This is a genomic window from Microvirga splendida, assembly GCF_016427565.1.
Lineage (GTDB): Bacteria > Pseudomonadota > Alphaproteobacteria > Rhizobiales > Beijerinckiaceae > Microvirga > Microvirga splendida.
On record NZ_JAELXT010000050.1, the window covers coordinates 1 to 24,599 of the forward strand.

The 24,599-nt window shown below is 63.6% G+C and carries 27 protein-coding genes; 15 read left to right on the forward strand and 12 right to left on the reverse strand.

The genetic code is table 11. From position 1 onward, the window contains the following. Positions 1 to 302: 302 nt before the first annotated feature. From JAO75_RS23715 to JAO75_RS23725, 3 genes are all read left to right on the forward strand, one after another. Positions 303 to 560 carry a heavy-metal-associated domain-containing protein gene (locus tag JAO75_RS23715; RefSeq protein WP_199051681.1) on the forward strand — a complete coding sequence of 86 codons (258 nt, stop codon included), beginning with the start codon at positions 303 to 305 and terminating at the stop codon, positions 558 to 560. Between the two features lie 11 nt (positions 561 to 571). Further along, complete coding sequence (locus JAO75_RS23720) at positions 572 to 1,045, forward strand: DUF411 domain-containing protein (RefSeq protein ID WP_199051682.1); 474 nt, start codon at positions 572 to 574, stop codon at positions 1,043 to 1,045. Between the two features lie 179 nt (positions 1,046 to 1,224). Further along, the gene (locus JAO75_RS23725; protein WP_199051683.1) at positions 1,225 to 1,761 is read left to right on the forward strand and encodes a Spy/CpxP family protein refolding chaperone; all 537 of its coding nucleotides are present in this window, start codon (positions 1,225 to 1,227) and stop codon (positions 1,759 to 1,761) included. On the opposite strand, the gene JAO75_RS23730 is transcribed toward JAO75_RS23725, so the two are convergent. Both JAO75_RS23730 and JAO75_RS23735 read right to left on the reverse strand, forming a co-directional pair. Beyond that, positions 1,710 to 2,327 (reverse strand): L,D-transpeptidase, encoded by a 618-nt coding sequence (locus JAO75_RS23730; RefSeq protein ID WP_199051684.1) that lies wholly within the window; start codon positions 2,325 to 2,327, stop codon positions 1,710 to 1,712. The two genes, JAO75_RS23725 and JAO75_RS23730, sit on opposite strands and share 52 nt — an antisense overlap. 249 nt (positions 2,328 to 2,576) lie before the next feature. Then, positions 2,577 to 3,566, reverse strand: a complete 990-nt coding sequence (locus JAO75_RS23735) for a sensor domain-containing diguanylate cyclase (protein ID WP_199051685.1) — start codon at positions 3,564 to 3,566, stop codon at positions 2,577 to 2,579. A gap of 424 nt (positions 3,567 to 3,990) precedes the next feature. On the opposite strand from JAO75_RS23735, the gene JAO75_RS23740 reads away from it, so the two are divergent. The 3 genes from JAO75_RS23740 (at position 3,991) to JAO75_RS25080 (ending at position 7,704) form a co-directional block, all read left to right on the forward strand. After that, positions 3,991 to 5,601 (forward strand): amidohydrolase, encoded by a 1,611-nt coding sequence (locus tag JAO75_RS23740; RefSeq protein ID WP_199051686.1) that lies wholly within the window; start codon positions 3,991 to 3,993, stop codon positions 5,599 to 5,601. Positions 5,602 to 5,878: 277 nt separating this feature from the next. Continuing rightward, positions 5,879 to 7,159: a M20/M25/M40 family metallo-hydrolase gene (locus tag JAO75_RS23745; protein ID WP_199051687.1), complete on the forward strand. Its 1,281-nt coding sequence runs from the start codon at positions 5,879 to 5,881 to the stop codon at positions 7,157 to 7,159. A 32-nt stretch (positions 7,160 to 7,191) separates the two neighbouring features. After that, entirely contained in the window at positions 7,192 to 7,704 is a 513-nt protein-coding gene (locus JAO75_RS25080; protein WP_246742691.1) for a hypothetical protein, read from the forward strand. 135 nt (positions 7,705 to 7,839) lie between these two features. Here the strand turns inward: JAO75_RS25080 and JAO75_RS23755 are convergent, their stop codons facing one another. Beyond that, positions 7,840 to 8,595: a DsbA family protein gene (locus JAO75_RS23755; protein WP_199051688.1), complete on the reverse strand. Its 756-nt coding sequence runs from the start codon at positions 8,593 to 8,595 to the stop codon at positions 7,840 to 7,842. Between the two features lie 199 nt (positions 8,596 to 8,794). Here JAO75_RS23755 and JAO75_RS23760 point away from each other — a divergent pair, with 199 nt between their 5' ends. The 4 genes from JAO75_RS23760 to JAO75_RS23775 all read left to right on the forward strand — a co-directional run bounded on the left by JAO75_RS23760 (position 8,795) and on the right by JAO75_RS23775 (position 12,498). Further along, complete coding sequence (locus JAO75_RS23760; protein WP_199051689.1) at positions 8,795 to 9,529, forward strand: DUF1223 domain-containing protein; 735 nt, start codon at positions 8,795 to 8,797, stop codon at positions 9,527 to 9,529. Between the two features lie 461 nt (positions 9,530 to 9,990). Then, positions 9,991 to 10,425, forward strand: a complete 435-nt coding sequence (locus tag JAO75_RS23765; RefSeq protein ID WP_281433549.1) for a copper chaperone PCu(A)C — start codon at positions 9,991 to 9,993, stop codon at positions 10,423 to 10,425. Positions 10,426 to 10,651: 226 nt separating this feature from the next. Next, positions 10,652 to 12,001 (forward strand): Nramp family divalent metal transporter, encoded by a 1,350-nt coding sequence (locus JAO75_RS23770; protein WP_199051691.1) that lies wholly within the window; start codon positions 10,652 to 10,654, stop codon positions 11,999 to 12,001. A 26-nt stretch (positions 12,002 to 12,027) separates the two neighbouring features. Further along, a complete protein-coding gene (locus JAO75_RS23775; protein WP_199051692.1) occupies positions 12,028 to 12,498 on the forward strand; it encodes a Fur family transcriptional regulator in 471 nt (156 codons plus the stop codon). A gap of 124 nt (positions 12,499 to 12,622) precedes the next feature. Here JAO75_RS23775 and JAO75_RS23780 read toward each other — a convergent pair whose 3' ends face one another. Beyond that, positions 12,623 to 13,081 carry a copper chaperone PCu(A)C gene (locus JAO75_RS23780; protein ID WP_199051693.1) on the reverse strand — a complete coding sequence of 153 codons (459 nt, stop codon included), beginning with the start codon at positions 13,079 to 13,081 and terminating at the stop codon, positions 12,623 to 12,625. Positions 13,082 to 13,582: 501 nt separating this feature from the next. Here JAO75_RS23780 and JAO75_RS23785 point away from each other — a divergent pair. Together JAO75_RS23785 and JAO75_RS23790 are read left to right on the forward strand one after the other, a co-directional pair. After that, complete coding sequence (locus tag JAO75_RS23785) at positions 13,583 to 14,932, forward strand: Nramp family divalent metal transporter (RefSeq protein ID WP_199051694.1); 1,350 nt, start codon at positions 13,583 to 13,585, stop codon at positions 14,930 to 14,932. A gap of 390 nt (positions 14,933 to 15,322) precedes the next feature. Then, on the forward strand, positions 15,323 to 15,784 hold the full coding sequence (locus JAO75_RS23790) for a sulfocyanin-like copper-binding protein (RefSeq protein ID WP_246742692.1): 462 nt from the start codon (positions 15,323 to 15,325) through the stop codon (positions 15,782 to 15,784). A gap of 13 nt (positions 15,785 to 15,797) precedes the next feature. Here the strand turns inward: JAO75_RS23790 and JAO75_RS23795 are convergent, their stop codons facing one another. The 6 genes from JAO75_RS23795 to JAO75_RS23820 all read right to left on the reverse strand — a co-directional run bounded on the left by JAO75_RS23795 (position 15,798) and on the right by JAO75_RS23820 (position 19,624). Then, positions 15,798 to 16,526: a cytochrome c biogenesis CcdA family protein gene (locus tag JAO75_RS23795; protein WP_199051695.1), complete on the reverse strand. Its 729-nt coding sequence runs from the start codon at positions 16,524 to 16,526 to the stop codon at positions 15,798 to 15,800. Between the two features lie 87 nt (positions 16,527 to 16,613). Beyond that, on the reverse strand, positions 16,614 to 17,228 hold the full coding sequence (locus JAO75_RS23800; RefSeq protein WP_199051696.1) for a TlpA family protein disulfide reductase: 615 nt from the start codon (positions 17,226 to 17,228) through the stop codon (positions 16,614 to 16,616). Between the two features lie 115 nt (positions 17,229 to 17,343). Further along, entirely contained in the window at positions 17,344 to 18,006 is a 663-nt protein-coding gene (locus tag JAO75_RS23805; RefSeq protein ID WP_199051697.1) for a DsbA family protein, read from the reverse strand. Then, positions 17,999 to 18,475, reverse strand: a complete 477-nt coding sequence (locus JAO75_RS23810; protein WP_246742693.1) for a disulfide bond formation protein B — start codon at positions 18,473 to 18,475, stop codon at positions 17,999 to 18,001. The genes JAO75_RS23805 and JAO75_RS23810 overlap by 8 nt, the downstream gene beginning before the upstream one ends. A 3-nt stretch (positions 18,476 to 18,478) precedes the next feature. Then, on the reverse strand, positions 18,479 to 19,111 hold the full coding sequence (locus JAO75_RS23815; protein WP_199051698.1) for an SCO family protein: 633 nt from the start codon (positions 19,109 to 19,111) through the stop codon (positions 18,479 to 18,481). 9 nt (positions 19,112 to 19,120) lie between these two features. Beyond that, on the reverse strand, positions 19,121 to 19,624 hold the full coding sequence (locus tag JAO75_RS23820) for a copper chaperone PCu(A)C (RefSeq protein ID WP_199051699.1): 504 nt from the start codon (positions 19,622 to 19,624) through the stop codon (positions 19,121 to 19,123). Positions 19,625 to 20,440: 816 nt separating this feature from the next. Here JAO75_RS23820 and JAO75_RS23825 point away from each other — a divergent pair. Continuing rightward, a complete protein-coding gene (locus JAO75_RS23825) occupies positions 20,441 to 20,956 on the forward strand; it encodes a hypothetical protein (protein WP_199051700.1) in 516 nt (171 codons plus the stop codon). 123 nt (positions 20,957 to 21,079) lie between these two features. Further along, entirely contained in the window at positions 21,080 to 21,742 is a 663-nt protein-coding gene (locus JAO75_RS23830) for a transglutaminase-like cysteine peptidase (RefSeq protein WP_199051701.1), read from the forward strand. A gap of 175 nt (positions 21,743 to 21,917) precedes the next feature. Here the strand turns inward: JAO75_RS23830 and JAO75_RS23835 are convergent, their stop codons facing one another. Beyond that, positions 21,918 to 22,217: a hypothetical protein gene (locus tag JAO75_RS23835; protein ID WP_199051702.1), complete on the reverse strand. Its 300-nt coding sequence runs from the start codon at positions 22,215 to 22,217 to the stop codon at positions 21,918 to 21,920. 147 nt (positions 22,218 to 22,364) lie between these two features. Next, on the reverse strand, positions 22,365 to 23,300 hold the full coding sequence (locus JAO75_RS23840) for a cation diffusion facilitator family transporter (RefSeq protein ID WP_199051703.1): 936 nt from the start codon (positions 23,298 to 23,300) through the stop codon (positions 22,365 to 22,367). An 888-nt stretch (positions 23,301 to 24,188) separates the two neighbouring features. On the opposite strand from JAO75_RS23840, the gene JAO75_RS23845 reads away from it, so the two are divergent. Then, a complete protein-coding gene (locus tag JAO75_RS23845) occupies positions 24,189 to 24,527 on the forward strand; it encodes a cytochrome c oxidase assembly protein (protein ID WP_246742695.1) in 339 nt (112 codons plus the stop codon). The last annotated feature ends 72 nt before the right edge of the window (positions 24,528 to 24,599 follow it).

The following is a 24,599-nucleotide window of genomic DNA, read 5'->3' on the forward strand; positions in this document are numbered from 1 at the left end:
GACGGCACTGAGGTCATTCCGATGCCGGCAAACAGCGCCGCCTGATCGGCCCCGTCACCCAAAATCCATCATAGCTCGAGGCCGAGGGCCACCAGTGCGACCGTCAGACGGCTGAGCATGAGGCGGATCAGGTCATGCAAGGCATCATCCCAATAATCATCGGGCCAACGGTGGCCTTCAGCGTCGGGTTCCCAGGGCTTGGCCAGAAAGCCTTAGAACGGACGGTTCAGATCGCCTCTTGACCTTGCCATCGTGGGAAGGTGCAGGATGTACGCATCGTCCAACCAAACGGAGATTCGACCATGTGCGGATGCAGCACCCACCATACCCAGGCGAGCCAGACCGTAGAGCGCCACCCGGACGCCCTCACCCTGCGGGTCGAGGACATGACCTGCGGCCACTGCGCCGGCACCATCAAGAAGGCCATCGAGACCGGCCTGCCCGGCACGAACGTCGAGGCTGATCCGGCCTCCAAGCTTGTATCCGTCCGTGGCAGCACCGACTTGACCTCCATAAAGGCCCTCGTGACCGAGGCCGGCTACACCCCGACCGCAGCCTGAAGGAGAACCCCATGCTCGACCGCCGCCGCTTCGTGACCGTTCTCGGTGCCTCCGGCGCCACCCTCATAGCGGGACGCGCCTTGGCACAGGCAGCCCTGCCGAAGGTCGTCGTCACCAAGGACCCGAACTGCGGCTGCTGCGGCGGTTGGGTCGAGCACATGAAGGCCGCCGGCTTCCCGGTGGACGTCGTCACCACGCCTCAGGTCAACCGGGTCAAGGTCCGCCTGGGCGTACCTGACGAACTTGCTTCCTGCCACACGGCGGAGGTCGGCGGCTATGTCATCGAGGGGCACGTGCCGGCGGACGCCGTCAAGCGCCTGCTGGCTGAGAAGCCCCAGGCGAAGGGCCTGGCCGTCCCTGGCATGCCGGTTGGATCGCCCGGCATGGAGGTCGCAGGTATTGAGAATGACACCTACGACGTCGTGCTGTTTGGGCCATCAGGCCAGAAGACCTTCGCCCGCTACGAGGGGGCACACCTGCTCTGACAGCATCTTTCTAGGAGATCATCAATGTCCCGCGCTTGGATCGTGATTGCCGCAACCCTCGCTGCCACTGATGCCGGGCAAGCCCAGCATACCCGGCCTCGCCGTATACTGGCCTGGAGGCGCGGCCGGTCAAGGCTCTGTCCGATGAGCAGATCGCCGATCTCCGTGCGGGCCGCGGCATGGGACTGGCGTTGCCGGCAGAACTCAACGGCTATCCCGGTCCGGTTCATGTCCTGGAACTTGGCGAGAAGCTTGCGCTGACCGGGGAGCAGCGCACCCGAGTTGAGGAACTCCACGCGGCAATGAAGGGGGAGACGGTGCCGCTTGGCGAGCGCTTGATCGCGCAGGAGACGGACCTCGACCGGCAATTTGCCACCAAGTCAGTCACCTCGGCGAGCCTGCAAGCCGCCACGGCCGACATCGGGGCGACGCAGGGCGCCCTTCGCGGAGCCCACCTGCGCTATCACCTCTCCACCCTCGACGTGCTCACGCCCGAGCAGGTTCGCCGCTACAGTGAACTGCGTGGCTATCAGGCCTCGGGAGGCCAGGGGCATGCCCCAAGGGCCACCACTGACCGCTCTCGTCTTCATTGGGACGGCGCTAGCCGGGATCGCGAGATGCCTGATGTTCCTGGCCTGTCTTGGGGTGAGAGGCAGGGCACTATTCATTGCCAATCGAAAATGGCCTGCGTGTTCAGCGGGCTTGCGTATCCATAAGCCGGTGCTGGGCGTAGGTCCTCTGGACGTTGTGGCCGACGGTCGGAATAGCCTGCTCCAACTGAGGAAGGTTCAGCATTCCGGGCCTTGGGTCGATCCCGCGTGACTGTCCGTGCCGAGGATTTCTTTGGCTCATCTCCTCGGATCACGATCTTCGTGTTCCCTAGGCCCTCACTTCGAACCAGGGCAAACAGCTTTGCTGCGTTTGAGGGCGCGAGGCGGACGCACCCGTGCGAAGCAGGACGCCCCAAGGTCCGGGTGGCGTTGCTGCCGTGGATCGCATGGCCCCGGTGCGTGAAGAAGATCGAGTGCGGCATGGGCGAGTTGTCCCATTCCTTGGAGGCATAGTCTTTCACCAAGCGAGATGGCGTGAAGGTGCCAACCGGCGTCTCATATCCTGCCTTGCCAGTCGACACCGACCAAGCGTAGCGCGGCTGGCCACCAACGGAGACCGATATGTGCTGGGTGGTCTTGTCGACGGTGATCAGGACATCCGCTTTCGCCCAACCAGCTCCGAGTGTGAGAGTGCCAAGCAAGGAGGCGGCAAGCAGACCGACAAGACGCATAGGGAAAAGTCCTCCAGGTAGGAATACAAGGTGACATTCCTACAGACGTCCGGTCAGGACCACGGTTCCGCAGGCTGGTCCGACCTCACGGAAGTGTGTGGACTTGCTGCAAGGCAGAGGACCGGGAGGGTGTAGGGGCTGGCTTGGCTATGGCTGGTCGAGGGACTTCGACCTGACCGATGGCGTCTGGGACAGAGGTCTACCTGGCAAGCACAGCTGCCATCCTGCTCGGGCTCTGGAGCGCTTGGGTCAGGAACTCCGACCAGCCGTCTTCGCTGGCGCGTGGGCACGATCCGTAGCGGTCCGTTCCATTCCAAGGCCAATCCTGGTGCAGTTCCGTCCCTCAGCCTTCGCAGCGTAAAGAGCACGATCCGCACGGGAAAGGATCGAGCTCCGGTCGTCGTGCGGTAGGGCCGCCGTCATGCCCGCACTGAAGGCGATGGGCCGACGCGTTGCCTGGTCCGGCAATGTGGCAGGTGGAAACTCCGCTCTGATCCCGTTGAGCAGGCGGGCTGCGTCGTCGAGACGGAAATCCATCTGCAGCAGCAGGAACTCCTCGCCTCCGATCCGGCCGAGATGATCTCCTGGGCGCAGGCTCTCGCGGAAAACCTGCGCGAAATGCCGGAGGACGGCATCGCCGGCATCATGCCCATACGTGTCGTTGACGACCTTGAACTGGTCGATGTCGATGATTGATGCACACAGTCCGGCGCCTGGCGCCTCGCCCGCTGCGAGGGCCTCGTCGAGCAGTTCGAGGATGTAGCGCCGGTTCGGCAGGCCGGTGAGGAGGTCCGTGCGCGAGGCAAGCAGGGCGGACTCGTGGGCTTGGCGCAGGGACTTCTCGTTGTGCTTCAGCGCGGAGATGTCCGTTCCCACCGTCAGGATCCATCCGTTCGGCAGCACTGTGTGCTCGATCCAGAACCAGCGGCCGTCCAGGAGATCGGTCTCAAAGGATTTCCGGCGTGAGCTCCGCCGCCGGGGAAGGGTCCTGGCGATCAGGGCCTCGACGTCACCATCGTCGATCCTCACCCCAAGCCCGTGCGCGGCGCCGTACCGGAGGATGTCAGCGAAGGTGTACGGCCCCTCGTAGCCGACCAGGAACATGCCCCGGTAGGTCTCGTTCGCGTAGCGGAGGTTGTCCTCGGCATCGTAGATGGAGACGGCCTGTCCGCTCTCGGTCAGCGCCTCCGCGACGTTCCGAAGCGTCTCTTCGTCAGGATCTGAAAGGAGGGATAGCATATGAGGTGAGCGGCTCAGGAAGGAATCTCTGGTCTTCTACACGGGTTTCTCGATCCCGGTCACCCCGCCTAGTAGCCGCGCTCGCTCCCCGGAGTGCGGAACCTCTCAAGCCAGTGGAGGCGTTCGTGTTTCACCGACGCACACTGATCGCGCAATTCGGACGAAGACATTGATCTTTCGATGCCCATGATCTCTGCTTAGCGCGTAGCCCAAAGCTCGGTTCGACGCCCCTTCCGCCCTTGCCGGCGCCTTCTCCGCGGCCATCTCAATTCTGTGAGCAGGCGAAAAGTTCCACCGACGGCCATGTTCATATTTGATCGCTGGAATGTGTTCAGCACAGAAGCTGAATTCCGTGTGATCTGCTCCGATGTTGCTTGCGCCCGCTGATTTGCCCGCGCGGTTTCGACACTCTCGGGAGGTTCTCATGAAACGTGGTTTACTACCCAGTCTGGTACTCACCGCCCTGCTCACGACCGTAGCCCCCGTTCTAGCCCAGACCACCGACCAGAGCGCCGCCTTGGTGGAGCGGATTGCGGAGCTGAAGAAGCGTGCCGTCGCCGGTGTGGAGGCCCGCGCCAAGCTCGCCCAGGAGATGAACGACTCGATCTTCAGCTTCGGCGAGCTCGCCTTCCAAGAGTTCGAAACTTCCAAGTACATCACCGACATCCTTGAGAAGAACGGCTTTTCCGTTCAGCGCGATGTCGCCGGCCTGCCCACCGGATGGGTTGCCAAGTGGGGCTCTGGCGGCCCGGTGATCGCACTCGGCAGCGACATCGACTGCATCCCAAAGGCCTCCCAGAAACCTGGGGTCGCCTACCGCGAACCATTGATCGAAGGCGCGCCGGGCCATGGCGAGGGCCACAACTCGGGCCAGGCGGTCAACGTCGTCGCGGCGCTCGCCTTGAAGGAGATCATGGAGCAGGAGAAGATCCCCGGCACCATCATGCTCTGGCCCGGCGTGGCCGAGGAGCTTCTCGGGGGCAAGGCCTACATGGTCCGCGACGGCGTGTTCAACGGCGTGGACACCGTGCTCTTCACCCATGTCGGCAACAATCTCGAGACCACCTGGGGCCAGCCCAGGGGCACGGGCATGGTCTCCGTCGAGTACACGTTCAGCGGTGAATCCGCCCATTCCGCCATGGCCCCGTGGCGCGGTCGTAGTGCGCTTGACGGCGTCGAGCTGATGAACATCGCCTGGAACATGCGTCGCGAGCACCTGCGGCCCGAGCAGCGTTCGCATTACGTGATCCCGGACGGGGGGGACCAGCCCAATGTCGTGCCGTCGGTCGCCAGCGTCTGGTACTTCATCCGCGAGCAGGACTTCGCGAACATCCGCAAGAACTTCGAGATCGCCAACACCATCTCGGAAGCCGCGGCCAAGATGACGGACACCACCGTCACCCGGAAGGTGATCGGCACGGCAGCGCCGCGCCACTTCAACAAGCCGATTGCGGAAGCCGCCTACGCCAACATCCAGCAGGTTGGGCTGCCGCAATGGACCGAGGACGAGCAGGCCTTCGCCAAGGCGGTGCAGCGCACGGTCAAGGACAAGGAGGAAGGGCTCGCCGTCGAACTGAAGAAGCTCGAACCTCCGCTGGAGAAGCCCGAGAGCGGCGGTTCCGATGACATCGGCGACATCTCCTGGACGGTCCCGACGATCACGCTGAACTACCCGTCCAACATCCCCAACCTGCCAGGTCACCATTGGGCGAACGCCATGTCGATGGCGACGCCCATCGCGCATAAGGGCGTCGTTGCCGGGGCGAAGGTGATCGCGATGACGTCCATCGACCTGCTGTCCAAGCCGGAGTTGCTGGTGCAGGCCAAGGGGTACTTCGCCAACGAGCAGCAGAAGAACCAGAAGTACGTCCCGATGATTTCGGCCGTCGACAAGCCCCAGGTGCAGATCAACGCCGACATCATGGCGCAGTACCGGCCCGAGATGAAGAAGTACTACTACGATCCGACCAAGTACGCGACGTACCTTGACCAGTTGGGCATCAAGTTCCCGGTGCTGGAGAAGCCGAAGAACTGAAGGCTAGAAATTTGCCCGCTGCCAACGGCAAGGGGCAGCGCTTCACGGCACGGCGACCTCATAGTGCCGCCGTGCCCGCTTCGCTCAGCTCGTAAGGAGCTGCGAGAGGACGGTCTAGTCGCGCAGCGCGAGCCGTCCAACGAGCCGGACCGGACGCTGGTGCCCGGTCCGGTTGACATCCCCTGCCATGTTGCCGCCTTTTCCGGCGTTCCGACAGCCTCCCCAGGTTGGCGGAACGCGCGGAGCCTCGCCCATCGGAAGGCCTCCCATGAAATCCATGCCCATCACGACCCGACGCCTGCACTCCGCCCTTCTCGCCGTGGCCATGACGGTCGCTGCCGATCCAGCGCTGGCTGAGCCGGTGACGGCGATCCATGATTTTGCCAAGGCAGAGCAGCCGCTGCTGCTGGACACCCTGCGCGATCTCGTTTCCATCGAGTCGGGCAGCAAGGATCTGGAAGGTCTGGCGAAGATCGCCGACGTGATCGCCGACCGCCTGAAGCAGCTCGGCGGCAGGGTCGAGCTGCTCCAGCCGGCCGACGTATACCGCATGGACGACACGCCCGATAAAGTCGGTGCGATGGTGAAGGCTGAGTTCCAGGGCGCCGGCAAAGCCAAGATCATGCTCATCGCCCACATGGACACCGTGTACCTGCGTGGCATGCTCAAGGACCAGCCGTTCCGCATTGACGGCGACAAGGCGTATGGCCTGGGCATCGCCGATGACAAGCACGGCATCGCGACCATCCTGCACACGATTTCGATGCTGCAGAAGGTGGGCTTCAAGGACTACGGTACCCTCACCGTGCTAATCAACGGCGACGAGGAGATCAGCTCGCCAGGCTCACGCAGCCCCATCACCCAGATCGCCTCCAACCAGGATGCCGTCCTGTCGTTCGAGGCCGGCGGCACCGATGGAAGCTTGCGCCTCGCCACCAGCGGCATCGGTGCGGCGTACCTCAGCGTACAGGGCAAGTCCTCGCATGCCGGTGCCCGGCCAGAAGGGGGTGTCAACGCCCTCTATGAACTCTCGCACCAGCTGTTGCAGCTGAAGGATCTGTCACAGAACGACCGCGGTCTGAAGCTCAACTGGACGGTGTCGCAGGCGGGCACCAACCGTAACGTGATCCCGGCGGAAGCAACGGCGCAGGCCGACGCGCGGGCGCTGAAGGTCTCCGACTTCGACCAGCTGCAGGCGACGCTGCAGGAGCGGATCAAGAGCCAATTGGTGCCGGAGGCCAAGGTCCAGCTCAAGTTCGAGGTGCGCCGGCCGCCACTGGAAGCCACCGAGGCCTCGCGCAAGCTGTCCGCACACGGCAAGGCGATCTACGATGAGATCGCGGTACCGATGAAGGTGCTGGATGTCGCCACCGGAGGCGGCACCGATGCGGCCTTCGCGGGAGTGAAGGCCAAGGGCGCCGTTGTCGAGGGCTTCGGCCTGAGCGGCTTCGGGGCGCATTCCAATGACGCCGAGTACATCCAGATCGGGAGCATTGTCCCGCGCCTTTACCTGGCCACACGGTTGATCATGGACGTCTCACAGGACAAGGTGAAATAGGCGACTTCCGTGGCGCCATGGCGATGATCGCCATGGCGTCCCTTCTGGCCGAGACGGCGAAGGTCTCCGTTGCTTGGTGGGCCCGCCTAATGCCTCCGCTCAGCGCCTGGGGTTCGGAACTTCTCGTGACAGTCGAGGCACTGGCGCCTGACCACCCCGAACTGCTCGCGCAATTCAGGCAACGCCTTCGTGCGCGCGACCTCGACGAGCTTTTCGGTAGCGACATCGTAAGCTCGGGTCAGTCGCTCGAAGCCGTCCCGTTGCGTCCAGATCTCCGGTCCGGCGTAGGTATGACCCTGATCACTTCCGGGCGGGAATATGGCCAGGAGGTCATGTGCGTTGGCATGGATGCTCTCTGCGCGCGCACGGACGTCCGCGGCATTGAGCGAGCTCGCCTTGAGGGCGCGGTCGAGGGCCTCGGCCTAGGCGGCCGTGTCCTCCATAGCCTTCATCCGCGCGGCCACAACCCCAGTTGCCTTCTCGTGGGCGACCGCCGTCCCGGCAACGAGCAGGGTGAGAGCCGCGAGCCTGATACGAAACGTTGAAGGGGTGACGGCCATGTGGGGAACTCTGGGCGGTAGGGAACGAACGCGCAGGATATCACGTGGGCCAAGCCGTTGTTCCTTCAATGCCGGCTTGGCTGCATCCTCGTTGGTCAATAAGGGCCTTGGTCCGCACCTTTACTTCCGTGTGTTCGCGATGACCTGCTTCAGTGGCTCGACCCCGACGGCGCCCGCAATAACCTCATTACCGATGACAAAGCCAGGCGTCCCGTTGATCCCCAGCTTTTCCCCCAGTTCCATCGTTTCCTGGAGCGCCGCGTTGATCTCACCGCTTTGCAGATCCTTTTCCAGGCGGGCCATGTCGAGATCCATCTCCTTGGCCACGGCCTTGGCGGATTCCCCGTTGGCTTGGCCGCGTCTCTCCATCAACTTGGTGTGAAACTCATAGAGCTTGTCGCCGGCAAGCTGCGATTTGGCCGCCAGCGCGACGCGGCTGGCCTCGACGGACCCTGGCCCAAGCACCGGAAAGTCCTTGATCACCACCCGCAGCTTGGGGTCGGACTTGATGAGCGCCTTCACGTCGGCCACGGCGCGTTTGCAGTAGCCGCAGTTGTAATCGAGGAACTCGACCATGGTGACGTCGCCCTGCGGGTTGCCGAGCACGAAGTCGCGGGGCGAGTTCTCCAGCTTGCCGCGCTCGGCGGTCAGGACCTCCGCCCGGTCCGCCTGCTCGGCCACCTGCTGCCGCCGCTGGAGCTCGGTGAACGCCTCCTGCAGCACCTCGGGGTTCTTGAGGAGATACTCCCGGATGATCCCACCGAAGGCCTCGCGCTGCTCCGGTGTGAACGGAGCAGGCTGGGCCAGCACCGCCGACGGCAAGACGAGCGCGGCGAGGAGCGCGACACGGCGCAGGGCGGGGGCGTTGAGGGGCATCACAGAGATCCTTGCGTTCAGACCGTCCTGTTCGCGGCTCCGCGCCGGACGGGTCAGCCACTTGCCGGTTGCAAGCTCCCCATGACTACCGATTCGGATTCCCGCTGTCGATCACGGCGGCCTGCCTAACGTCCCGGACGGGCCGAGATCAAGGGAACGTGACTTCCATGCCGTCCGGACGGCGTGCTGAGTTAGAGGCATGCGATACCCTCTGAGAACCTGGGCTGGCCTCCTGTCTGCTGTCTCCACCCTCGTCATGGGCCAGGCTGCCGCCTCGCCGGAGCCGCGCGCGGTTCTCGAACTCTTCGTCAGCCAAAGCTGCTCAGCCTGCCGGCCCGCGGACGAGCTCATGATGGAGTGGCAACGGGATCCCAGCCTCGTCGTGCTGACCCTGCCAGTGAACTACTGGGACTATCTCGGCTGGAAGGATACGCTGGCGGACACGCTCTTCACCCTACGGCAGAAGGGATACGCGAAAGCCCGCAAGGCTAATCAGGTCTACACGCCCGAGATGATCGTCAACGGCGTGGTGTCCTGCCTCGGGTCGGCGCGCGACCAGGTCACAAGATCGATCGGTCAGGCAACCGGCAGCGTCGCGCTGCCCGTTCCCATTGCCCTGAGAGAGGAAAACGGTCTCGTCATCGTCGATGTTGGGGAAGGCGATAGCGAGGCTGAAGCCTGGTTGCTGCCGGTCCGCCGGCACAGCCAGGTTGCGATTCATCGCGGAGAGAACGCCGGGCGCACGGAAACGTACACGAATGTTGTGCGCGGATTGTATCCCCTAGGGCGCTGGTCGGGCTCTCCCGTCCGCTTCCAGATGCCCCTCGAAGCCGTTGAGACACAGGGGGCCGACACGTACGTTGTCCTATTGCAGACAGCGCGTGACGGGAAGCCCGGCAGGATTCTTGGTGCGGCCAAGGGGCCAGGCTTGTAGCCGCCACTGAACGCTCCTGCATGCTCAGGTGAAACCTCACCGGCTCAGCCTAATCCGAGAAAGCGTTGCCCTTAAACTCGGTGACTGGCTCGGGTGGACCATGAACAGGACAACCGCCTGCAGGAGTTCCAGGCAATCATGAAGGCCGAAACCCTGCTGCAGGACCGAAGTCTGAGCGATAACAGGTGCGAGCGTCGACAGCACCAGTGCGAAGCCAAGCTTTGAAAGGCTTCATTAACTTCGTTGGTCTCTAAATAGGTGTGCTTTGCAAGAGCTGTCGCGGCTTGAGCGCGTTCAGAGGAGCGCTCTCCGCAGCTTCGGCGTTGCGTCGCCTTGGGACCGCTTGAACAGACGGTCCCGCCCCACTCTCCACATCTCTCGCCGGGACCTCGATGCTCCTCCCTGTTCGGAAATCTCCCGTGCTCACAATGGGGTCCGTTCTCGCAGCCCTCAATCTCGTTATGGCGGATCCCGCTGCTGCCCGACCGGACCACAGCCCGGCGCACCCGCTCGCACTCACGGAGGCTCGGGCCGAGCAGACGTCCCTTGGGGACTCGATGGCTTCAGCACGGTTCAACATTGTCAATCTTGGCCCGGAGACGGATGAGCTGGTTGAAGCTTCCTCGCCGGATTTCGAAAGCGTGGTGCTCCATGCGCCCCGCGGCCTGATCATCTCCGGGCAAGATCGGATCGCGGCGGCAACGGCCCGGATCCCGTCCCGCAGTTTGCTCACGATCGGCTCCCACGGTATCAAGCTGCTGCTGATCGATCCGGTGCGGCCGCTTCGCCCAGGCACCCGGATACCCCTAACGCTTCGGTTCCGGAACTCCGGTCACATCACGATTGACTTGCAGGTTCCCGCGGACGGGCAGCGGGCCCAGCTCACAACTGATTGAATGCTTTGATTCCCGCATTGCCGCCCCATGACCGGATGCCCGCGATCCCTATAGCGGCCATTGGACAAACCCTATAGGGCCACCTAGTGCCTCGTCCCGTCGTGGTGCCAGGACTGTCTCATAACAGTCGACGCTTTGGTGCCGCGGAGATCGCGCTTCACAACCGGGATGGACTGTGTCATGTTCTTGCAAATCACTTGCAACTGCAATTACGCCGGAGTTAACCATGGACGCCCGTGCTCCCGATCTTGACGATGGACTGACGGGCTGGCGCCAGCCCCGGCGGGACGCGCCGCTCTCGGAGGTGTATCGCACGGTGGCGGTGCCCCGGATCGGGGGCAATTTGCGCAAGCTCGCCGCTTTCGTGGGTCCAGGGTACCTAGTCTCAGTGGGCTACATGGATCCGGGCAACTGGGCGACCTCCATCGCCGGCGGCTCGAAGTTCGGCTACACGCTCCTTGTCGTTGCGCTGGTCTCGAACATCATGGCTATCGTGCTGCAATCGCTCTGCGCCCGCCTCGGCATCGCGTCCGGACGCGACCTCGCCCAGGCCTGCCGCGACGCCTTCCCCAAGGCTGTCAGCGTGCCACTCTGGCTGCTTGCTGAGCTGGCCATCGTGGCGACCGATCTGGCGGAGGTGATCGGCACGGCCATCGGCCTGAACCTCCTGTTCGGAATCCCGCTCGAGATCGGCGTCATCATCACCGCTCTCGACGTGTTCCTGATCCTCTACCTGCAACGGCTCGGGTTCCGGTACCTGGAGGCCTTCGTGATCGCCTTGCTCGGCGTCATCGCCGTCTGCTTCGGCGTGCAGATCGCTCTGGCGGACCCGGATTGGGGCGGTGTGATCCGTGGTTTCGCGCCCACGACCCAGATCGTGACGAACCCGGAGATGCTCTATCTGGCGCTCGGCATCCTGGGTGCCACCGTGATGCCCCATAACCTCTACCTGCACTCGGCCATTGTGCAGACGCGGTCGTACGGGCGCTCTCTGCCAGAGAAGCGCGAGGCCCTGAAGTTCGCCACCATCGATTCAACGGTGGCGTTGATGTTCGCGCTGTTCATCAACGCTTCCATCCTGATCCTCGCCGCGGCGGCATTTCACACAACCGGACGCCCGGAGGTGGCGGAGCTTGGGGAAGCACACAGCCTTCTCTCACCGCTCCTGGGCGCCGCCATCGCGCCGACGCTGTTCGGCATCGCGCTTCTCTGCTGCGGCCTCAATTCGACGGTCACCGCGACCCTTGCCGGCCAGGCTGTCATGGAGGGCTTCCTCAACATCCGTCTGCCCGCTTGGCTACGCCGGCTTGTCACCCGCCTGGTAGCGATCGTGCCGGCGACCATCGTGACGATCTGGTACGGCGAGAGCGGCACTGCTCAACTGCTGATCCTCAGCCAGGTCATCCTGAGCCTGCAACTCTCCTTCGCGGTGATCCCGCTCATCATGTTCACGTCAAGCAAGGCGAAGATGGGCGCACTCGTCGCGCCGGCCTGGCTCGTGGCCTTCGCGGGGATTATCGCCGCCGTGATTGTGACTTTGAACGTCAAGCTTCTGGTGGACTTTGTGGTAGGCTAACCTCGGCCACCTGGGAGTCAGTGCATATGACCAACAGGATTGAAGCTCAGATCCGGGCCAAGGGCCTCCGGCTCACGGGCCAGCGCAAGCTCATCGCACAGGTTGTTGCCAGCGCTCACGACCATCCCGATGTGCCCGAACTGCACCGCCGCGTGGCCGAGGAGGATGATCGCATCTCCCTCGCGACCGTCTACCGGACCATGAAGCGTTTCGAAGAACTCGGCATCCTTGAGCGACATGAGTTTCGGGATGGTCGGGCGCGGTACGAGCCGGCCGCAAAGCGGCACCACGACCACCTGATTGACGTGGATACGGGCACAGTGATTGAGTTCCGTTCCGAGGAGATCGAGCGACTTCAGGCTGTGGTCGCACGGGAACTCGGGTTTGACCTCGTTGGCCATCGCCTGGAACTTTATGGGCGAAGGAGGCTCCCGGGAAGGGCTCCTGAACGCCAGGGCGCCGCCGGCAACAATCATAGTGGAGCGCGGATCAGATAGCTGCCGCTCGTTGTGTGCGGTCAGGGGAACAGCGCCACACCGACGGCTGCCACATGAGCGGTGCCGTTTGCTCCCTCAACAGCCCTGCGGAGCGGCAGGGCGTGGGACGTGATTGTGCCGCTCCTCAGCTACCGACCTTATGGCCCGCGTGCTCCGCGGCCGGCGATCCGCCAATGGGTTCGACAATGAAGTTGACGGGGACGCGGCCGGCCCGCTCGAAGATGAGCGTCCCAGTGACAGGCTCACCGACCTTGAACGGCGCCTTCAGGTCGGTGAACATCATGTGGTCGCCACCAGACATCAGGCTGACCTCCCCTCCGGCCGGAATGAGGACACCGTCCTTATGCTCGCTCATGCGGATGGCTCCGCCCTCCCGGATATTTTGGTGCGCCTGAACCGAAGCGGCGGCGGGGCTCTCGATGCTCACGAGCCGGTCCGGGGTGGAGCCCACGTTGCGGATCGTAAGATAGCCAGCCCCCACCTTGGCGCCGTTCGGGTTCGCCCGCACCACGGGATGGTGCACCACGACCTCGCCGGCCTTGAACTCGTGGGCCATGACCGCGGAAGTGGCCAGCAGGCTCATGCCGCCTTGGCTCGGCGGCGGATGAGCTGGTCGAAGTCTCTACCCCGAGTTTCGAAAGCGTGGTGCTCTATGCACTCCATGGTCTACTCATATTCGGGCAGGCTGGTTGCAACGGCAACACCCGGATTGTGTCCCATAGTTCGCCTAGAACCGGCTCCCATGGCAGCAAGCTGCTCTTGATCGTTCCAGTCCGATCACTGCGGTCCGGAAGCCGATTGGCGCTGATGCCGTGGTTCCCGCCGACGGGCATTGGGCACAGCTCACAACGGACTGAGTGGTTTGAACTCTGCATTACCGCCTATGTGCGGGTGACCGTGGTGCCCACGGCGGCCCGTGGGGCAGCCTCATAGGGCTGCTCATACGTCGCCTCAAACCCCGTGAGGCCCGAGATGTCTTGTGACGGCCGAGACCTTTGTACCCTGGGGACCGCACTTCACAACCCGGACAAGCTATGTCACGATTTTGCCATCATCCGCCCCTGCAGCTACGCCGGAGTTGACCATGGACGCCCGCGCTCCCGATCTCCAGGGTGATCTGACCGGTTGGCGCCAGCCCCGGCGGGACGCGCCGCTCTCGGAGGTGTATCGCACGGTGGCGGTGCCCCGGATCGGGGACAACCTGCCCAAGCTCGCCGCGTTCATGGGGCCGGGCTACTTGGTCTCAGTGGGCTATATGGATCCGGGCAACTGGGCGACCTCCATCGCCGGCGGCTCGAAGTTCGGCTACACGCTCCTCATCGTGGCGTTGGTCTCCAACATCATGGCCATCGTGCTGCAGTCGCTCTCCGCCCGGCTCGCCATCGCATCGGGACGCGACCTTGCCCAAGCCTGCCGCGACGCCTTCCCCAAGGCTGTCAGCGTGCCGCTCTGGCTGCTTGCTGAGCTGGCCATCGTGGCGACCGATCTGGCGGAGGTGATCGGCACGGCCATCGGCCTCAACCTTCTGTTCGGGATCCCGCTGGAGATTGGTGTCGTCATCACCGCGCTCGACGTGCTCCTGATCCTTTACTTGCTGCAGCTCGGGTTCCGGTACCTGGAGGCCCTCGTGGTCGCCTTGCTCGGTGTCATCGCGGTCTGCTTCGGCGTGCAGATCAGCTTTGCGGATCCGGTCTGGGCCGATGTGATCCGCGGGTTTGCCCCCACCACCCAGATCGTGACGAACCCGGAGATGCTCTACCTGGCGCTCGGGATCCTGGGCGCCACCGTGATGCCGCACAACCTCTACCTCCACTCCGCCATCGTGCAGACACGGTCGTTCGGGGATTCGCTCCCTGAGAAGCGCGAGGCCCTGAAGTTCACCAGCACCGATTCAACAGTGGCGTTGATGTTCGCTATGTTCATCAACGCTTCCATCCTGATCCTTGCCGCTGCGGCGTTCCACACAACGGGCCACTTGGAGGTGGTGGCACTCGGGGAGGCGCACAACCTCCTCTCCTCCCTCCTGGGCGGCGCCATCGCGCCGATACTGTTCGGCATCGCGCTTCTCTGCTGCGGTCTGATGTCGGCGGTGGCCGCCACCCTTGCCGGTCAGGCGGTCATGGAGGGCTTCCTCGACATCCGCCTGCCGGTCTGGCTGCGCCGAGTCGTCACCCGCATGGTGGCCATCGTGCCGGCTGCCGTCGTGACGATCTGGTACGGCGAGAGCGGCACCGCCCAACTTCTGATCCTCAGCCAGGTCATCCTGAGCCTGCAACTGTCCTTCGCGGTGATCCCGCTCGTCATGTTCACCGCGAGCAAGGCGAAGATGGGCGCGCTCGTCGCGCCGGCCTGGCTCGTGGGCTTGGCAAGCCTCATCGCCGCCGTGATTGTGATCTTGAACGGCAAGCTGCTAGTGGGCTTCCTGACCGGCTAGCGTGGAACCCTCGGGAGGATGCTTCCATGACGGACAGGATCGAAGCCCAGGCTGCGGGCGAGAAGCCTTGCAGCCTGTGAAGGTTGTGCCAAGGCTCGCCTGGATCTTCGGTTCGGACATTTGGCGAAGATCGACAGAAACCTCGAAGCAACGGCAAAATTGCGGGCATGGCCGAACAGGCGTAGCTTGCGCCTGGCATCGACCCTCCGCGGCCCCTCGCGCTACAGCCTAACGCCTGGGCCGCCCTGCACGGGAGGGTCATATGCTGGTGCGCCTTGCTCGACCTGTTCTCGCTGCCCTCATCTGTGGGTTGTTCCTCGGGGTTGCCCAGGCCGGGGAGCCCTTCATCCCGAGCTGGATCAGGAACGCCCCCCCACCAAGACCGTGACGATGGAGATCGTGGCCGACTGGAACCAAGTCGCCCGTTTCGCCAAAGGAAACGTCCGGACCGACATCATCGACTTCAACGGCTATTACAGCGGCAACATCACCCTCATGGTGCCAACGGGCTGGTCGGTGCGGATCGCGTTCACCAACGGCTCCGCAAACTTCCGGCACAGCCTGATGGTGACCCGGGTTTACGCCCAGTCGGAGATGCCGGTGACGCTGCAGCTTGAGGATGCGATGTGGAGCGCCTACACCGATCCGCCGGAGCGGATCCATCCCAAGGAAAGAGCACAACTCAGCTTCGTCGCGCAGCAGGCCGGGAGCTACTTCCTGGCCTGTGCTCGGCAGACCCACCTCATGGATGGACACTGGATCGGCTTCGAGGTGAGGGACGGCCTCGAACAGGCGGTGGCGATCATCCACGAGGGCAGGTTCGTGCCCAGTGATCTGCCGGGACGTCCCTAGCGGCGTGCGTTGCTCATCCGAGCGTCGCAAGAGCCGGGAAGGTCTCCAGGAGCCAGAAGGACATGTTGGTGATCCAGCCGGTCAGGAAAGCGATGCCGGTCAGCACGAGGAGGCCGCCCATGGTCTTCTCGATCAGCACGAAACGGGAGCGCATGCTCTTCAGGAGCGCCACGAACGGCTTCATGGCGAAGGCGGCGAGCAGGAATGGAATGCCAAGGCCTGCCGAGTAGGCGGCGAGCAGCAAGGCCCCCTGCGTGACGCTCTGCTCCGAGCCCGCCACGGTCAGGATCGCAGCCAGCACCGGGCCGATGCAGGGCGTCCAGCCGAAGGCAAAGGCCAGACCCATCACATAGGCGCCCCAGAGCCCGGTGAGTTTGGGCACGCTGAACCGCGCCTCGCGGTAGAACAGCCCGATGCGGAAGACGCCGAGGAAATGCAGCCCCATGACGATGATAGAGACGCCAGCGATGGTGCTCAGGACGTCGAGGTACTGGCGGATCACCTGGCCGAGGGCCGAGGCGGTGGCCCCCAGCAGCACGAAGACGGTGGAGAAGCCCGCCACGAACAGCAGCGCCGCGAGGACGGCCCTCTTGCGGACGGCGTGGTCATCGCCTGCGCTCAAGCGATCAAACGTCGTGCCTGCCAGAAAGGACAGGTAGGGCGGCACCAGTGGCAGGACGCAGGGGCTTAAGAAACTGATGAGGCCGCCGAGCACGGCGGCCGGGAGAGAAACGCTGAGCATGGGTCTTTCACTCGATCCTGCCACCGCGGCGCCGGGGCCGGGCCGCATGAGGGCCTATCCAAAGCACGTGACGGTACTGGGCCCGCGTCACAATGCGGGTTCCTGTGCCGGGATGGTCTTCCCTTGCTCCACACGTGCCTTGAGGAATTCGACAGTTTCCGGGCTGTCCCACTCCGCAGCGCCCAGCAGGCGGCCGATCTCCCGCCCGTCCCGGTCGATCACCAGGGTGCCCGGTAGGCCGACGAGGCCAAGGCTGCGTGACGCGCCGCCGCTCTCGTCGATATACGGCGGCAGATGCCTCACGCCGACCGAGGCAAGGAACTTCCGCACGGGATCGAGCCCCTTCCGGTCAATCGACAGGGCGACGACCTCGACATCCTTTCGGTCGAACTGGGCCTGAAGTCGGTCAAGGGCGGGCATTTCCTCGCGGCAGGGCGAGCACCAAGTTGCCCAGACGTTCAGGACAACGATCTTTCCGCGCAGGTCGGCAAGGGCAACCGGCCGCCCGTTGTCGTCCTTGAAGGAAATCTCCGGTACTTCGCGCGGCACCTCATGCACGATCAGGCGGGCCGGTGCCTCCGCCGCGCCGGCGGCCGAGGGCCCAAGGGCAATGTCAAGGGCGACGGCGAGGATCCTGACCCAGGTAGTTGTCCCCGCCTGGGTGATCGGACGTCGAGAGAATCGTTGGATTGAGACAGGCATCAGGTCAGCAGATAGGCGGGTTTTCAACGCAGCCTCCGATCACTACCACGGTTTGGGCCACGGCGGATCCGACCTTTGGCCGGATTCCGTTCGGACCTAAGACCAGTCAGGGCGATCATGAACCCTTCCGCACCTGGTCGACCTCGCGTTGAACCAGGTCGCGGAGCTGCTGCGGACCGAAATTGGTCAGCGGCTTGCCGTTGACGAAGAAGGTCGGCGTCTGCTGCACGTTATTGGCCTTCACGTCGGCGATGTCCTGCTCCAGCACGCGGGTGATCTCAGGCGAGGAGGCCTCACCCTGGGCGCGTTGCACCAGGAGGCCGGCGACCTTCGCATAGCCCCAGGCCTTGTCCAGATCGGGGGCGCCATGAGCGGCCCATTCCGGCTGGGTGGCCATCAGAGCTTCGAGAACCGGCTCGAACCTTCCTTGCGTGCGCGCCGTCTCCAGAATCCTGACCACGGTGTCGGCCCCATCATGGAAGGGGGTGTATCGCAGGACCAGGCGCACGTCCTTCGGGAAGTCCGCCATGATCTGCTTGACGATGGGATAGAAGGCCCGGCAGGCCTCGCACATCGGATCGAAGAACTCGACGATAGTAACCGGAGCCTCCACTGGGCCGATGACCGGCGAGTGTGGCCGGACCAGGGTGCCGTTGGCGACGGTGGCCGCGGCGGCAGGCTCGGTGCCTTTGCTCGAGCGATCATACAGGAAGGCGCCACCGGCGAAGGCGGCGACCACGATCAGGGCGGTCAGGATGACGAGGAGGCGCTTAGACATTGGAGACCTTTCGGCGGATGGGGGCGAGAAGAATGGCGATGGCGGTGAAGGCTGCGAGCGACAGGTACGGGAGTGGCAGGCCCAGAACGGTCATGTCGGCGCTGGAGCAGGACGGACCCTGTCCGCAGGGCTTGATCGCCTCGGGGATGATCCCGGCGTAGAGCAGCGAGTGGAAGGCGGCGACGAGCCATCCGAGCGCGGCGACGGGCAAGGCGTAGCGCCAGACGCCAGCATCCTCGCGGAAGGTCGCCACGGCCAGGATGACGGCGAGCGGGAACATGAAGATGCGCTGATACCAGCAAAGATGGCACGGGGTCTGCCCCATAACCTCCCCGATGAACAGGGCTCCGCCCGTCGCGGCAAGCGCGATGATCCAGGCGGCAAACAGGTACGCCCACGTGTGACGGCCTGAGGTTGTGAGCAGCCCATCGGGCATGGTCATGTGACGAGTGGTGGCGGTTTGGCTCATGTCCTATCCCCGGATCGCTCGTTTGAGTTTCGCGAGCGCCGTTGCCTTGTCTTCGTGGTAGTCGATCAGGCTGACGAACCCGCCCTGTGCATCAGTCACGATCACCGACGCGGAGTGTTCCATCGTGTAGTTGCCGCCCTCGGTCGGCACCTTGCGGTAGGCGACGCGGAAGGCCTTGGCCGCCGCTGTCACTTCCTCCGGCGTGCCGGTGAGCGCGACGATCCGGGGATCGAAGCTTTCCATGTAGGTCTTCAACAGCTCGGGGGTGTCCCGCTCCGGATCGACCGTCACGAAGACGACGTTGAGGCGGTCGGCGTCGGGCCCGAGCTCCTTGAGGTGCTGGGTCATCTCGAACAGCGTCGTCGGGCACACCTCCGGGCAGTGGGTGAAGCCGAAGAAATACACCGTCGGCTTGCCCTTGAAGGTGTCCTGCGTGACCCGCTCGCCCCGATGGTTCACCAGCGAGAACGGGCCACCGACGTCGGGAACTCCGGTCGTCGTGATGACGGGTTGGGCGAACCGAGAGCCGGACGTCTCCCTGCGGTACCAGTGCCAAGCGAAGAAACCGATCTGGAGCAGCAGGACGGCGATGAGCGTAAATGCGACCCAGCGAATGATCTTGAGAGTGGATGACATTGCACCGCCTCAGTGGCCCTGGTGGGTGTTGGCAGCCGTCGGGGCAGTCTGCGCCCCGATCCCGCCGACCCGGTATTCGATCTTGAGCACGCCCGCCTTCTCGAAGATGAGCATGCCCTTCACCGTGTCGCCTGGGTTCAGCCCCTGCCGCAGGTTGACGAGCATGGCATGCAGCGCGCCCGGCTTCAGCTCCACCGTCTGACCCGGGCCGATCTCCAGGCCTCCGATGACGGGCTCCATGCGGGCGACGCCCTCGACAACCGTGGAGCGGTGCACCTCGAAGCGTTCCGCGACCACGGTGGAGCCGCCGACCAGACGGTCGGGCTCCGACCCGGTGTTCATGATCCGCATGTAGCCGCTGCCCACCTTGGCGCCACCCGGCGTGGCGCGGGACCAGGGCGCCTCCACCACGATGGCGCCGGCGCGGTAGGTTTCAGGGGTCTGAGCCATCGCAGCCGGCATGCCACCGATGGCCAGGGTCGATAGGAGAGCAAAGAGAGATCGCTTCGTCATTTTGGTGTCTTTCGCCCCTCGACGGGGTGCATCATCACGTCTGTGCTGAGGTGTCGGGGCCGTCCTGGAATTGCGCGGAGGAGCGCCGCCGAGAGGGCATGCCCAGAGACATGGCTTTATTGGACTATCCCAGGGTCGACGGCGGCCATGACCCAACGGGGCGGCCTTGGCGTGGCGAGGGCCACGCGGCTTCCGGCGCTTGCGCCGGCAAGATCCTTAGACTTGCGGGGGGCCGAGCAGGTGGAGCCTGGGCCAGCGTCTCCGGTGTGGCGTCATCCCCGGGCACCAGAGCCTGTGCGGGGCTGAACCAGCGCACCACCGCACTGGCGGTCGAAACGTCCTGGAGAACTTTCGCATGGCACAAGGCCGCAAGCGGGCAGGCCTTAGGGCCTTCGGGTTTGGATGACCTGGCGGGCGCGCAGCACTGCACCTCGGCCATCGCCATGTCATAGGTTGTGGAGATCCGAGCCATTCCGGTGTCAGACGCCGTCATGGGCGCCACCAGCCCTCCGGCCACCGCGGGAACGGTGAACGGGGCAAGCACGAGCCCAAGGATCGCAAGGATCGAGAGCAGACGTGTGATGGCAAGCCACGGCTTCATGCCGGGAACCTCTCACATGCCCCAGGAAATGTGAAGCGCGGCACAATCAATAGCTTGTGTCCGCTGGAGAGGTAAAGCGACGCATTAGATCGGAGAGGTTGGCAGCCCTGTCGGCCATGCTCCATTTTTACGGGGAAAACGACATCGGAAACGAATGGTGGGTCATGCGCGTGCCATGATGCTCAGGCGGCATATCGGCAACATTCGGAGGGGCCATGCGACCAGTCTTTGCCTTTTTCATAGCAACGCTTGCCCTTGCCTCCCAGGCGATGGCCGATCCGTTTGATGCCCCGCCGCCGAATTATGCAGAAATGATCAATCCGGCGCTGGGACAGTTCGGCGCTGATCTTCGCGTTCGGCAAACCTCCTGTGTGGTCAGCAGTCGCTGCCGTTACGCCGCCCGTCAGGTCGGCATCGAAGTGGTTGGCCCGCCGGATCGCCCCGTCACCGAGCGGATCATGATCGCGGCGACGTTCCGCCAAGGAGACGATGCGGCGGCGGCGAAGCTTATCGATGATACGATGACCGTGCTCGGTGCGACCATGGTGGTCTACGATTCAGGAATGGCCGCGGAGCGGCGCGGCGAACTCCTGCTTGAACTGGGAGATGCCGCGCTGAGCATGGGCGAGGCGCACCGGGACAGCGTGAACGTCCACTACGCCCTCTCGTTCGACGACGTGAGCGGGCGCCTGGAGATCACGGCTGCGACATTGCGCGCGGGACATGGTTAACGAAAAGTTCGGAACGAAACGGGGTGCGACCTGTTAACTCTCGTTTAACTTTCGCCTTGAGCCGCTCTGCCCCTTCATGTCAGGTTTGATGAACGAAACCTTAACGACGTGACGGTGGGGGCTATGCGGCAACCTCTCTTTGGGCTTCTGAACACTCGGCCTTTTTCCAAAACTATACTCCGTCTTGCTGCCTGTGCCCTCACCCTTGCTGCAATTGGAAGTGAAGCTCACGCGCAGACTGTTGCAGGGTTGCCGGGCGCCTCCCAGCCCGTTGGAATGATTGGCGCAGCAAAGCCGATCCAAGGTTGGGTTCGTTTCTGCGAGCAGAACCCTGCGGAGTGCGCCGTCGACCTGTCCGAGCCCGCCACAATCAACATTACACCAAAGGATTGGCAGACCCTTGTCCGCATCAACCAGCAGGTGAACGCTGACGTCAAGGCCAAGACGGATAAGGATCACTGGGGCGTCGAGGACCGCTGGGACTTCGCCGAGGACGGCTACGGTGACTGCGAGGATTACCAACTCGTCAAGCGCAAGCGCCTCGTGGAGGCGGGCTTCCCCCGCCGGGCGCTGCGCATGACCGTGGTCATCGACGAGGAAGGCGCGGGACATGCAGTCATGATGGTGCGCACCAACCGGGGCGACCTCATCCTCGACAACAAGAAGAATGCCATCCTGCCGTGGCATAAGACCGGCTACACCTACATCAAGCGCGAAGGCGATCAGGGCGCGACCTGGGCCTCGCTCGGCGGCCAGACCTCGCCGACCATGACGGCAAACCAATAGCCAAGGTTACCGACCAGGCTCTGGTGGCATCGGCGAGGCCCATACTGCGGGATGAGGGATGACCCTCCTGCCGTGAGGGGCAACCCTGAAACATCATTGCTGGGCCAGCGTTGTCGCGTCGAACAATCGCGGCCGCTCCAGTAAGTTTGAGCAAGTTCTGCGGCCGGCTCATTGTTCAGCGTGGCTCAACCGACCGCAAAAATTTCCCGATGCGCTGAATTGTTGTGCTGTCCGGCTCAATGATCCTCTCATCGGAAATCTCGCGTTGCAGACGGGTGAAGAGGACCTGGCTCCCGCTTGATCCTTTCACCGCCAGCTCGCAACCATACCATAGCGCCAGGGTGGCGGCTGCCTCAAAGCATTCCTCAAGGGTCGAACAGTAGTGGAAGGTCCGCTCGATCGTGGCCGCCGGAAGCAGCAGCGTCTCACCTGGAGACAAGCGGGCCAGCCTGTTCTGTAGGTCCGTTGCGTTCATGCCACATACCCGTCGCTGGACACTTGGCTTGTCAACAACATGCTCTTGAGACTTCGCAGACGTTCTTGAGCCCCGACGCGCTCCTCTCGCAGACACGCCGTCGTCGACGAGCCGGGGCGGAAACCTGGGTTTACGCACATATCCATCTCATCTGTCCTGAAGAAGTTCGCGGCTGTGCCGCACATGCAAGGAGAACTCAAACTCCAACGTGGCATGGTCGATGCCGAACCGCTCCTTGAGCCGCGCCTTGATGCTTTCCTTGAGGTCCGTCACGGCGGCGAGATCCTGCTCCGACACCGCGATATGCCCTTCGAGCGCGGTCCTGCCCTCGTCGGGCTGCCACACGTGAAGGTGATGCACGTCCTCGACCGACGGCATCGCCTTCAGATCGGCCACGAGCCCGTCGTAGTCGAAGTCCTTCGGCGCGCTATCCATCAGGACGGCAATGGCTTCCTTGATCTCCTTGTACGCGTGCCAGAAGATGTAGACGGCGATGAGCGCCGTGATCACTGGGTCGATCCAGGTGATGCCCCACATCATGATTGCAATGGCGCCGACGATAACGCCGACGGTCGCCATGGCATCGGCGATCATGTGCAAGTAAGTGCTCTTCACGTTGAGGCTGCCGAGTTCCTTGCGCAGGACCCAGGCCGCCGCCAGGTCCTCGACGAGCGCGATGATGCCGACGACCAGCATCGTGGTGCCGGCCACCTCCACGGGGTTGAAGAGCCGGTTCGCTGCCTCGTAAACGAGATAGATCCCGATCACGAACAGGGTCGTGAGATTGATCAGGGCACCAACCGTCTCGGCACGGGCGTAGCCGAAGGTGCGGCGCCGGTCGGCCTCACGCTGGGAGATCCGCCAGGCGATGTAGGACACGAGCACGGAGGCTGCGTCGGAGAAGTTGTGTGCCGCGTCGGCGAGGAGCGCGAGCGAACCGGAGATCACGCCCCCGACGACTTCGGCAACCGTGATGCCGAGGTTGAGCGCAAGCGCAATCAGCAGGCGGCGTCCGCGCTGTGGGGACTTATCTTCTGAACCTGCGCCTCCATGAGAGTGGCCGTGTCCATGTGAGTGTCCCATAATGACTCTCCGTAGTTCAATGATCAGGGGCGAAGAGCGGCGCCATACCACCTCTTCCAAGCTCCATGAAGCGCCGCCAATCCGCCAGGAATGCCGACAGCAGGTGCGAGGCCACAGCTCAGCTGGTTCGGGTGAGCCAACAGCGCAGCGCTGCACTGCTTACTGACGTCTGGGTGGACGAAAAATGCCGCTATCGGAGTGATCTGCTCGGGACTCGTCCGAGAGCTGCGAAATGGCATTCGTCTTCGCAAACAACAGAGGGGGAAGGATCCACGTACGCTCTACGGGAGAGGCGCAGTGGGCGAGATTACATCCCCTTGGAGGCGAACTTTCCAGCGCGCCTCCGTCATGCTGTGCGGGCACGCCAATCAACCATGCCTGATCCACCCCATGAATCACCTGGGGCGAAGGAAAATGGGCTGTCGCGGTCCTTTGGCCTATCGCCGAAGCGAAGACCGTGAGCGCAATTAGGATGAGATACCGCCACGGACCAGAGATCAATCGCATGACAGATGCCGATCTAACTCCTTCAGCCGTAAACGGTGGCGCTAACAGGCTGTTCCAGAGCTCCCAGGCTCCCATAATTAGTATTGGCGCCACGATCATTCAGGCGAACAAAGCCTTTCGTTGGCTGTTGTAACACTGCTGCCTGTCAGGGAGGGCTTCATGTCCGGAATTACGGTAAAGATGCGCTCCCGACTGTGCCTTGCAGGTCTACTGATCCTTGTCTCGGAAACGTCAGGTGCCGCCGCAGAAACCGGGCTGCCCATGGAACTCTTGACCCTCTGCTTGGCGACCCTTCCGGAAACCCGACCGGAGCAACTGTGGAGCTCCTGGAGCTTGTCCCCCGTGGTTGTCCTGCCACTGGTCTTCGTCAGTCTCCTCTACATGCGAGGATTGCGGGTCACAGAAAGGGGAGCACGGCCGACCCTGATCCAAAGGGGCCTCTTCGCCGCTGGTATAGGGTGCTTGGTTCTGGCGCTGGTGTCCCCTCTATGCCGGATAGCATCGACCCTCGCATGGGCGCACATGGTCCAGCACGTTCTGCTCGTCGCTGGGGCTCCATTGTTCCTTGTCCTGAGCCGGCCGGGCAACGTCTTTCTGGCGGGTCTGCCAGCCGGTCTCCGCATGACGGCGGCAACCTGGAGGCAGGCGGGAGCGCCGGTGTCACAGCCATACGCCTATCTCTTCATCAGCTTCGTGCTCTACGGCATGAACATCTGGTAATGGGATGGTCCGGCCGTGCTTCTGCCCCGCTTGTTCGTAAGCTGTGGGGTTTCGAGCCACGCAAGGAGCACG

Bases quoted from the DNA above. Each gene is read 5' to 3' on its own strand.
- JAO75_RS25080 (WP_246742691.1), top strand. From the start codon at position 7,192: ATGGCGTCCCTTCTGGCCGAGACGGCGAAGGTCTCCGTTGCTTGGTGG.
- JAO75_RS23820 (WP_199051699.1), bottom strand. From the start codon at position 19,624: ATGACGAAGCGATCTCTCTTTGCTCTCCTATCGACCCTGGCCATCGGT.
- JAO75_RS23785 (WP_199051694.1), top strand. From the start codon at position 13,583: ATGGACGCCCGCGCTCCCGATCTCCAGGGTGATCTGACCGGTTGGCGC.
- JAO75_RS23715 (WP_199051681.1), top strand. From the start codon at position 303: ATGTGCGGATGCAGCACCCACCATACCCAGGCGAGCCAGACCGTAGAG.
- JAO75_RS23835 (WP_199051702.1), bottom strand. From the start codon at position 22,217: ATGAACGCAACGGACCTACAGAACAGGCTGGCCCGCTTGTCTCCAGGT.
- JAO75_RS23760 (WP_199051689.1), top strand. From the start codon at position 8,795: ATGCGATACCCTCTGAGAACCTGGGCTGGCCTCCTGTCTGCTGTCTCC.
- JAO75_RS23775 (WP_199051692.1), top strand. From the start codon at position 12,028: ATGACCAACAGGATTGAAGCTCAGATCCGGGCCAAGGGCCTCCGGCTC.
- JAO75_RS23770 (WP_199051691.1), top strand. From the start codon at position 10,652: ATGGACGCCCGTGCTCCCGATCTTGACGATGGACTGACGGGCTGGCGC.
- JAO75_RS23735 (WP_199051685.1), bottom strand. From the start codon at position 3,566: ATGCTATCCCTCCTTTCAGATCCTGACGAAGAGACGCTTCGGAACGTC.
- JAO75_RS23800 (WP_199051696.1), bottom strand. From the start codon at position 17,228: ATGCCTGTCTCAATCCAACGATTCTCTCGACGTCCGATCACCCAGGCG.
- JAO75_RS23810 (WP_246742693.1), bottom strand. From the start codon at position 18,475: ATGAGCCAAACCGCCACCACTCGTCACATGACCATGCCCGATGGGCTG.
- JAO75_RS23815 (WP_199051698.1), bottom strand. From the start codon at position 19,111: ATGTCATCCACTCTCAAGATCATTCGCTGGGTCGCATTTACGCTCATC.
- JAO75_RS23845 (WP_246742695.1), top strand. From the start codon at position 24,189: ATGCGAGGATTGCGGGTCACAGAAAGGGGAGCACGGCCGACCCTGATC.
- JAO75_RS23720 (WP_199051682.1), top strand. From the start codon at position 572: ATGCTCGACCGCCGCCGCTTCGTGACCGTTCTCGGTGCCTCCGGCGCC.
- JAO75_RS23790 (WP_246742692.1), top strand. From the start codon at position 15,323: ATGGAGATCGTGGCCGACTGGAACCAAGTCGCCCGTTTCGCCAAAGGA.
- JAO75_RS23825 (WP_199051700.1), top strand. From the start codon at position 20,441: ATGCGACCAGTCTTTGCCTTTTTCATAGCAACGCTTGCCCTTGCCTCC.
- JAO75_RS23830 (WP_199051701.1), top strand. From the start codon at position 21,080: ATGCGGCAACCTCTCTTTGGGCTTCTGAACACTCGGCCTTTTTCCAAA.
- JAO75_RS23805 (WP_199051697.1), bottom strand. From the start codon at position 18,006: ATGTCTAAGCGCCTCCTCGTCATCCTGACCGCCCTGATCGTGGTCGCC.
- JAO75_RS23765 (WP_281433549.1), top strand. From the start codon at position 9,991: ATGGCGGATCCCGCTGCTGCCCGACCGGACCACAGCCCGGCGCACCCG.
- JAO75_RS23745 (WP_199051687.1), top strand. From the start codon at position 5,879: ATGCCCATCACGACCCGACGCCTGCACTCCGCCCTTCTCGCCGTGGCC.
- JAO75_RS23755 (WP_199051688.1), bottom strand. From the start codon at position 8,595: ATGCCCCTCAACGCCCCCGCCCTGCGCCGTGTCGCGCTCCTCGCCGCG.
- JAO75_RS23780 (WP_199051693.1), bottom strand. From the start codon at position 13,081: ATGAGCCTGCTGGCCACTTCCGCGGTCATGGCCCACGAGTTCAAGGCC.
- JAO75_RS23840 (WP_199051703.1), bottom strand. From the start codon at position 23,300: ATGGGACACTCACATGGACACGGCCACTCTCATGGAGGCGCAGGTTCA.
- JAO75_RS23730 (WP_199051684.1), bottom strand. From the start codon at position 2,327: ATGCGTCTTGTCGGTCTGCTTGCCGCCTCCTTGCTTGGCACTCTCACA.
- JAO75_RS23725 (WP_199051683.1), top strand. From the start codon at position 1,225: ATGGGACTGGCGTTGCCGGCAGAACTCAACGGCTATCCCGGTCCGGTT.
- JAO75_RS23795 (WP_199051695.1), bottom strand. From the start codon at position 16,526: ATGCTCAGCGTTTCTCTCCCGGCCGCCGTGCTCGGCGGCCTCATCAGT.
- JAO75_RS23740 (WP_199051686.1), top strand. From the start codon at position 3,991: ATGAAACGTGGTTTACTACCCAGTCTGGTACTCACCGCCCTGCTCACG.